This window comes from Salinicola peritrichatus, assembly GCF_003206715.1.
GTDB lineage: Bacteria > Pseudomonadota > Gammaproteobacteria > Pseudomonadales > Halomonadaceae > Salinicola > Salinicola peritrichatus.
Map to the genome: position 1 here is coordinate 43275 of NZ_PZJU01000022.1, position 7486 is coordinate 50760.

Sequence of the window (7486 nt, forward strand, 5' to 3'; positions counted from 1 at the left end):
ACGCCGGGCCGGTGGAGGGTCGTGGTGCTTACGGCATTCGCCGCAGTGCCTCCAGGGTGTCGCGATATTCTCGCCTTGCCGCCAGCGCCTGCTCGAGATCGACCGCCTCGAAGCGCACCTGCTGGTGCGGCTGGATCTGGCCGACCCAATCCATGTCGGCGCTGATCACGGTGCCGATCATGGCGTAGCCGCCGCCGGAGACGGCGTCGCGGTGCAGGATGATCGGCTCGCTGCCGCTGGGAACCTGGATCGATCCGATCGGATAGCAGGCATCGACGATGTTCGATGGGTCGTCGCCGGCGCCGAACGGTGGCTCGCGTTCGAGAAACGACAGCGACGAGCCGCCCTTGAGACGATAGCCGATGCGGTCGGCTTCGGAGGCCACCGCCCAGGTCTCGGCATAGAAGCGCTCGCGGCTTGCCGCTTCCAGGCGATGGTCGTAGATGCCGGGCACCACTCGCAGCCGGTAGTGCTTGGCGAAGCGGGGCAGCAGCGCCTCTGGCAGTCGACGGCCCGGACGCGGCGGCGTCACGGCGGGCAGCGTCGCCAGGCGGTCGCCGGCCTTCAACGGGCGGCCTTCCACGCCGCCGAGCCCGCCCAGGGCGTAGGTGCTGCGGCTGGCGAGCTTCTCTGCAACGTCGAAGCCACCCTCCACCGCCAGATAGAGGCGCGCCCCGGCGCGCACGAAATCGAAGCCCAGGGTGGCGCCCGCCGGCACCTCGAATACTTCGTTGAGCGGCTGCGGCTGGCCGTCGACCTTGGGCACCATCTCGGCGCCGCAGGCGGCCACGCAGCGGCGTTCGTCGAAGCGCAGCTCCGGCCCCATCAGCGCGCACTCCAGCACCGCCGCGCCCTCGGGGTTGCCGAGCAGGAGGTTGGCCGCGCGCAGCGAGCGCTGGTCCATGCCGCCGGAGGGTGGAATGCCCAGATGGTAGTAGCCTGTGCGACCCAGGTCCTGGACCGAGGTGGCGAGCCCAGGCTTGATCACGTCGATGGTCATTGCAGCACCTCCTTGACGCGGATGGCGGTGGCGTCGGGATCGCCCTCGAAAGCGTCCAGGTCGAAGGTGAACGGTGCCACCCGGGGGCGGAAACGTCCGGCTTCGGCATCCGCTTGCAGGCGGTCGTGGGTGGCGCGATCGATGGCGCGGTGTTTCACGATGTCGCCGGGACGGAAGAAGATCATCGAGTCGTCGATGTGCGGCTGGCCGCCATCGGGGTCGTAGATCGGCATCGGGGTGATGCCGAACATCTGGTAGCCTCCGGCGCCGCGCACCGAGTAAATGCAACTGAAGCAGCCGCCGTAGCCCACCGTCTGCTTGGGCGTGTCGGTGCGCGGGCGCAGGTACTTGGGTACCTGGAGCTGGCGTTCGCGCGGCACCATCTGGTACATGAACGGCAGTCCGGCGACGAACCCCACCATCGAGACGAACCAGGGGCTGGCGCTGTGGGCCTCGATGAAACCCGCGGGCGTGGAGAAGCCGTTGATCCGCGCGGCGTAATCGAGGTCGCTGCCTGAAGGGTCCTGGTGGCGGTCGCGGAAGCGCATCAGCGTCTCTCGCGTCCACGGGTCGTCGTAGAGCACCGGCACTTCGATCACCCGGGTCTCGAGGGTGCGTTCACGCTGGGCGGCGACCTCGTCATCCAGGCTCTTCAGGATCTCGATCAGGCGCTCGGCGGAGATCAGGTCGGGTTCGTAGCGCACCTGGTAGGAGGCATTGGCGGGGCAGATCTCGATGATCCCGGGCAGGGCCAGCGCACGCAGTCGTTGGGTGATGGAGAGGGCGCGGAAGAAGGCGTCCAGCGCCATCTCCTCGCTCACTTCCACGAACAGATATTCGTCGGCGGCCAGGCTATAGCGCGCCGGGGATGGCGTTTGGGTCGTCATCGCACGGCCTCCTTCGCGGGGGTGGTGGCCGGCCGAGAGGAGAGCCAGCGCTCGAGAAAGCCGGTATCCACCTCGGCACTGCGCAACTGCGGGGTGTCGAGCAGGCGGCGGTGCAGACCGGCGGTAGTGGCGAAGCCCTCCAGCACGAGTTCGTCGAGGGCTCGGGCGGCGCGCGCCAGGGCAGCGTCGCGGCTGTCGTCCCACACGATCAGCTTGGCCACCAGCGAGTCGTAGAAGGGCGGCATGCGATAGCCCTCGTAGAGGCCGCTGTCGACGCGCACGCCGGGGCCGCTCGGCCACGCCAGCCGCTGTACCACGCCGGGAGAGGGGAAGAAGTCGCGCTCGGGGTCCTCGGCGTTGATGCGCATCTCGACCGCCCAGCCGCGTCGCTGGATGTCGGATTGGGTGAAACGCAGCGGTTCGCCGCCGGCCAGGCGCAGCATCTCGCGCACCAGGTCGATCCCGGTCACCGCCTCGGTGATCGGATGCTCGACCTGGATGCGGGTATTCATCTCGATGAAGAAGAATTCGCCGCTGGTTTCGTCGAACAGATATTCCAGCGTGCCGGCGCCGAAGTAGCCGACATGCTCGGTCAGCGCCACCGCCGAGTGGCACAGCGCCTCGCGGGTGGGTTCGTCGAGGGCCGGCGAGGGGCACTCCTCGAAGATCTTCTGGCGGCGGCGCTGCAGCGAGCACTCGCGCTCGAACAGATGCACCGCGCGCCGGCCGTCGCCGAGTACCTGCACCTCGATGTGCCGGGCTCGGGCGATGAAGCGCTCGAGATAGACCCGGTCGTCGCCGAACGCCGCCCGAGCCTCGGCCTGGGCCGCCCGTAGCTGCGCATCGAACGTGCCGGCGTTCTCCACCACACGGATGCCGCGCCCGCCACCGCCGGCGGCGGCCTTGATCAGCAACGGGAAGCCGATGTCTTCGGCCAGCGCCAGCGCTCGGGCGGGATCGCTCACCGCCCCGGGGGAGCCGGGCACCACCGGCACGCCGGCGTCGATCGCCGTCTGGCGAGCCATCGCCTTGTCGCCCATGCGCTCGATGATGGCGGCATCCGGGCCGACGAACACCAGGCCGGCGTCGGCCACGGCTCGCGCGAAGGCGGCGTTCTCGGAGAGGAAGCCGTAGCCCGGATGTAGGGCATCGGCCTCGCAGGTGCGGGCCGCGTGCAGTATCGCCTCCGGGTTCAGGTAGCTTTTGGCGGCCTGGGGCGGTCCGATGCAGATCGCGGCGTCGGCCTGGCGCGCCGCCAGCGAGTCGGCATCGGCCTCGCTGTGGGCGACGATACTGCGGATGCCCAGTTCGCGGGCGGCGCGTACGATGCGCAGGGCGATCTCGCCGCGATTGACGATCAGCAGACGGCGGATCATCACTCGCCCTCCAGCGTGGCGATGGCTTGTCCCGCCTCGACCACGGTCTCGTCCTCGACCTCGAACGTGATCAGCGTGCCGGTGGCTTCGGCGCGCAGTTCGCAGAACTGCTTCATGACCTCTATCAGGCCGATCACGGTGTCCGCTTCGACCCGCTGCCCCGGTTCCACGAACGGCGGCTGGTCGGGGGCGGGACGGCGATAGAAGACCCCAGGGAACGGGGCCTGGATGGGCTGCTGCGGCATGCGGCTGCCTCCTCGTGTGTTGTGGTTGTTGGGAATCGGGCTCGGGGACGCTTACGCCGCCTGTTGTCTCGGCGACCGGATCTCGAAACCTGCCTGCTCCAGCGTCTCACGGGTGGCACGTATCAGCGCCAGTGCGCCGGGGGTATCGCTGTGGAAGCAGACCGACTGGAAACCGACCGCCACCCGGCGGCCGCTGATGCTCTCCACCACGCCGTCGCGACAGGCCGTCAGCACCTTGTGTGCCACCGCTTGGGGGTCGAGGGCGTCGGTCCGGCGCACCAGGATGATGCTGCCTTGATCGTCGTAGTCGCGGTCGGCATAGAATTCGTGCACCCGATTCAGGCCCGCCTCGGCGGCGGCCCGGTCCAGTGCCGAGCCGGCCAGGCAGTAAACCGACAGATCCGGCGCCACTTGGGATAACGCCCCGGCCAGAGCGGTGGCATAGGTCTTGTCCCGGGCCGCATGCATGTAGAGTGCGCCGTGCAGCTTGAAGTGATGCAGCCGTAGGCCTTCGCGACTGGCCAGTTCGCGCAGGGCGCCCAGTTGGTAGAGCGTATCGTCGACCAGTTCGTCGGCACTGGCGTCGATATGGCGTCGGCCGAAGCCGACCAGATCGCGAAAACTGGGGTGAACGCCGACGGCGACGCCGTGGCGGGCTGCCTCGCGCAGCACCCGGCTCATGGTGGTGGGATCGCCGGCATGAAAGCCGGCGGCGACATTGGCCGCGCTGATCAGGGGCAGGATCTGGCTGTCGATACCTTCGCCGATGCACCAGGCACCGAAGCCTTCCCCCATGTCCGCGTTGAGGTCGATTGTTGTCAATTGATGTCTCCTGAATCGCCTCATCCATTTATTACAGTTGTGCCGGGCCTGTGGAATTATCAATTCTTGTTTTGTATTTTCAAAAAATCCGATAGCCGGGGCCTTTCCATGTCACGCGATCTTTCCCTGCGCAAGTTGCGCTACTTCCAGGCCGTGGCCGAAAGCGGCACGGTGACCCAGGCGGCGGTCGATCTCAATGTGTCGCAATCTTCCATTACCACCGGGGTGCGAGAGATCGAGGAGCAACTGGGCGTGAGTCTGTTCCAGCGCACCTCCCAGGGGATGTTGCTGACCCAACAGGGCAGTCGCTTTCTCAACCAGGTTCAGCATGTGTTTCAGGCCGTCGACGAGGCCTTCGATGGCCTGCAGGACAGTTCGGCTTCGGTCACCGGCAGCCTGGACCTGGCGACGAGCTATACCGTGGCCGGCTATTTTCTGCCGCCGCTGCTGGCTCGCTTCCAGCGCCGCTATCCCGGGGTACGACTGCGTGTGAACGAGGCCCCAAGGCCGGAGATTCTCGACGGTCTGCGCAACGGGCGCTTCGACCTCGGCATCGTGCTCACCTCCAACGTCGACCAGACCTCCCAGGTCGAGCGCCAGCCGCTGTTGCACTCGAAACGCCGGCTATGGGTCAACAGCCATCATCCGCTGCTGGAACGCGAGGAGATTCGTCTGCGCGATCTGGTCGACGAGCCCTATATCATGCTGACGGTGGACGAGGCCGAACACACCGCGATGCGCTACTGGAAGCCCGCGGGGCTTTCGCCCAAGGTGCTGTTCAAGACCTTGTCGGTGGAGGCGGTGCGCAGCATGGTGGCCAACGGCACCGGGATCAGCATTCTCTCCGACATGGTCTATCGTCCCTGGTCGCTGGAGGGGCGACGGATCGTCCACATCGACCTGATCGACCCGGTGCCGACCATGGAGATCGGCCTCGCCTGGGGGCGGGGGGCGGAGCTTTCGCCCACCGCGCGGGCATTCCAGGAGATGGCGCTGGCATTCGCGCGCGAGTGATTGTCGGGGGCGCCTTGGTGATGCCGTGCCGGCTCGGGCATACTGCTCGGCATCACTCCTCCTGCGTGGAAGACCGAATCGATGAGCCAGAACGCGGTGAAACTCGGCGTGGTGATGGACCCCATCGCCGACATCAGCTACAAGAAGGACACCACCCTGACGCTGTTGTGGGCGGCGGAAGCGATGGGCTGGTCGCTCTTCTATCTCGAGCAGGAAGACCTCTATCTCTACGAGGGGCGTGCCATGGGAAGCGTGCGCCCGCTCGAGGTGTTCCGCGATCCCGAGCACTGGTTCGAGCTGGGCGAGCGCGAGACGATGGCGCTTTCCGAGCTCGACGTGATCCTGATGCGCAAGGATCCGCCGGTGGACAGCCACTTCCTCAATGCCGTGCACCTGCTCGGTTTCGCCGAACGCGAGGGCACGTTGGTGGTCAACCCGACCCGGACGCTGCTTGAGTGCAACGAGAAACTGTTCGCGCAGCAGTTCGTGCACTGCATTCCGCCGACGGTGGTCTCGTGCAATGCGACGGTGCTGCGCGCCTTCCAGGCAGAGCATGGCGATACCATCTTCAAGCCGCTGGACGGCATGGGTGGCAGCGGCATCTTCCATATAGGGCCGGATGGACGCAACCTTGGCGCGGTGATCGAGGAACTGACCGAACGCGGCCGGCGCCAGATCATGGCCCAGCGCTATCTGCCGGAAATCTCGGCCGGCGATACCCGCATCCTGCTGGTGGATGGCGAGCCGGTCGAGTACGGATTGGCGCGCATTCCCAGCGCCGGCGAGACGCGCGGCAATCTGGCCGCCGGCGGACGCGGCGTGTCGCGCGAACTGACCGACCGCGACTACTGGCTGGTGGAGCAGGTCAAGCCGATGATCCGCGAGAAGGGCCTGCTGTTCGTCGGGCTCGACGTGATCGGCGACTACATCACCGAGATCAACGTCACCAGTCCCACCTGCGTACGCGAGATCGATGACCAGCGCGGCACCGACATCGGCGCGCAACTGATGGCAGCCATCGCCAGACGGCTTGGATGATCACGTTGGCGAGGGGGCGGCGCATTGTCCTCCCCCGACTTATCCCCAGGTGGAGGTGTTACAATGAGGTATTTCCCTGCCGATCCGGTGGTTCGCGACGTCTGTCCGCCGGGACCGCCGCGTGACGTCCGATGGAGTCTCATGCAAAGCCTCAAACACTATTTCCTGATGGCGATGCCGCACTTGGAAGACCCCAACTTCGCGGGTACGCTGACCTATCTCTGCGATCATGACGACGATGGCACCCTGGGAGTGATCGTCAATCGCCCCTCGGAGCTGACGCTTGACGGACTCTTCGAACAGCTCGACATCGAGTCCGAACCCGGCCCCCACAACCAGGTGCCCGTCTACAATGGTGGGCCGACTTACCGCGATCGCGGCTTCATCCTGCATCGCGGCAACGCCAGTGACTGGGATTCCAGCATCCAGGTCGCCGAAGGGTTGGCGCTGACCACCTCGATGGACATGCTGCAGGCGATCGCCCAGCGGCGTGGTCCCGAGCAGTATCTGGTCGCGCTGGGCTGCGCCGGCTGGAAGGCGGGGCAGCTCGAGGACGAGCTCAAGCAGAATACCTGGCTCACCGTCGAGGGTAGCGCCGCCATTCTGTTCGATCTGCCGCCCGAACAGCGCCTGACCGCCGCCGCCGGCAGCCTGGGGGTCGATCTCAATCTGCTCACCCGCGACGCCGGACACGCCTGATGGCGGCGATGGCGGACAAGCACGGCCAGCGCCTGGTGATGGCGTTCGACTACGGCACCCGGCGCATTGGTGTCGCCGTCGGCAACGAGATGCTGCGCTCGGCGAGCGGCCTCGACCCGCTCGCCGCGCGTGACGGCATTCCGGACTGGGTGAGGGTAGAGCGCTTGCTGCACGAGTGGCAGCCCGACCTGCTGGTAGTGGGTCTGCCACTCCACGACGACGGCAGCGAATCCGACATGAGCGTACGCGCGCGCAAGTTCGGCAATCGTCTGCATGGCCGTTTCGGCAAGCCGGTGGCAATGTTCGACGAGCGCGGCACCACCCGCGCCGCCAAGCTCATCGCCCAGGGGCAGGGCCACAAGGGCAACTATCGCGAGCGCGGTATCGACGGCATCGCCGCGCAGC

At 66.8% G+C, this 7486-nt stretch carries 9 protein-coding genes; 4 read left to right on the forward strand and 5 right to left on the reverse strand.

Going from position 1 to position 7486, the window contains the following annotated elements:
- Positions 1-28 precede the first annotated feature (28 nt).
- Genes DOM57_RS09805 through DOM57_RS09825 form a run of 5 tightly spaced genes read right to left on the reverse strand, consistent with a single transcriptional unit; the run spans position 29 to position 4330 of the window.
- On the reverse strand, positions 29-1000 hold the full coding sequence (locus DOM57_RS09805) for a 5-oxoprolinase subunit C family protein (protein ID WP_110649027.1): 972 nt from the start codon (positions 998-1000) through the stop codon (positions 29-31).
- The gene (locus DOM57_RS09810) at positions 997-1887 is read right to left on the reverse strand and encodes a 5-oxoprolinase subunit B family protein (RefSeq protein ID WP_110649028.1); all 891 of its coding nucleotides are present in this window, start codon (positions 1885-1887) and stop codon (positions 997-999) included. Before DOM57_RS09810 ends, DOM57_RS09805 begins: the two co-directional genes overlap by 4 nt.
- Positions 1884-3263, reverse strand: coding sequence for an acetyl-CoA carboxylase biotin carboxylase subunit (locus tag DOM57_RS09815; protein WP_110649029.1), 1380 nt, complete (start codon positions 3261-3263; stop codon positions 1884-1886). Before DOM57_RS09815 ends, DOM57_RS09810 begins: the two co-directional genes overlap by 4 nt.
- A complete protein-coding gene (locus DOM57_RS09820; RefSeq protein WP_110649030.1) occupies positions 3263-3508 on the reverse strand; it encodes an acetyl-CoA carboxylase in 246 nt (81 codons plus the stop codon). Before DOM57_RS09820 ends, DOM57_RS09815 begins: the two co-directional genes overlap by 1 nt.
- Before the next feature lie 51 nt (positions 3509-3559).
- Positions 3560-4330: a 5-oxoprolinase subunit PxpA gene (locus tag DOM57_RS09825; RefSeq protein ID WP_110649031.1), complete on the reverse strand. Its 771-nt coding sequence runs from the start codon at positions 4328-4330 to the stop codon at positions 3560-3562.
- A gap of 108 nt (positions 4331-4438) precedes the next feature.
- Between DOM57_RS09825 and DOM57_RS09830 the strand changes: the two genes are divergently transcribed.
- The 4 genes from DOM57_RS09830 to ruvX all read left to right on the forward strand — a co-directional run.
- Positions 4439-5344, forward strand: a complete 906-nt coding sequence (locus DOM57_RS09830; protein WP_110649032.1) for a LysR substrate-binding domain-containing protein — start codon at positions 4439-4441, stop codon at positions 5342-5344.
- An 81-nt stretch (positions 5345-5425) separates the two neighbouring features.
- Positions 5426-6382, forward strand: coding sequence for a glutathione synthase (gene gshB / locus DOM57_RS09835; protein ID WP_110649033.1), 957 nt, complete (start codon positions 5426-5428; stop codon positions 6380-6382).
- Positions 6383-6523: 141 nt separating this feature from the next.
- Positions 6524-7081, forward strand: coding sequence for a YqgE/AlgH family protein (locus DOM57_RS09840; RefSeq protein ID WP_110649034.1), 558 nt, complete (start codon positions 6524-6526; stop codon positions 7079-7081).
- 8 nt (positions 7082-7089) lie between these two features.
- The coding region (gene ruvX / locus DOM57_RS09845) for a Holliday junction resolvase RuvX (protein ID WP_110649052.1) at positions 7090-7486 on the forward strand (397 nt) is incomplete at its 3' end.

Coding starts and splice junctions, on each gene's coding strand:
- DOM57_RS09805 (WP_110649027.1), bottom strand. CDS start 1,000: ATGACCATCGACGTGATCAAGCCTGGGCTCGCCACCTCGGTCCAGGAC.
- DOM57_RS09810 (WP_110649028.1), bottom strand. CDS start 1,887: ATGACGACCCAAACGCCATCCCCGGCGCGCTATAGCCTGGCCGCCGAC.
- DOM57_RS09815 (WP_110649029.1), bottom strand. CDS start 3,263: ATGATCCGCCGTCTGCTGATCGTCAATCGCGGCGAGATCGCCCTGCGC.
- DOM57_RS09820 (WP_110649030.1), bottom strand. CDS start 3,508: ATGCCGCAGCAGCCCATCCAGGCCCCGTTCCCTGGGGTCTTCTATCGC.
- DOM57_RS09830 (WP_110649032.1), top strand. CDS start 4,439: ATGTCACGCGATCTTTCCCTGCGCAAGTTGCGCTACTTCCAGGCCGTG.
- gshB (WP_110649033.1), top strand. CDS start 5,426: ATGAGCCAGAACGCGGTGAAACTCGGCGTGGTGATGGACCCCATCGCC.
- DOM57_RS09840 (WP_110649034.1), top strand. CDS start 6,524: ATGCAAAGCCTCAAACACTATTTCCTGATGGCGATGCCGCACTTGGAA.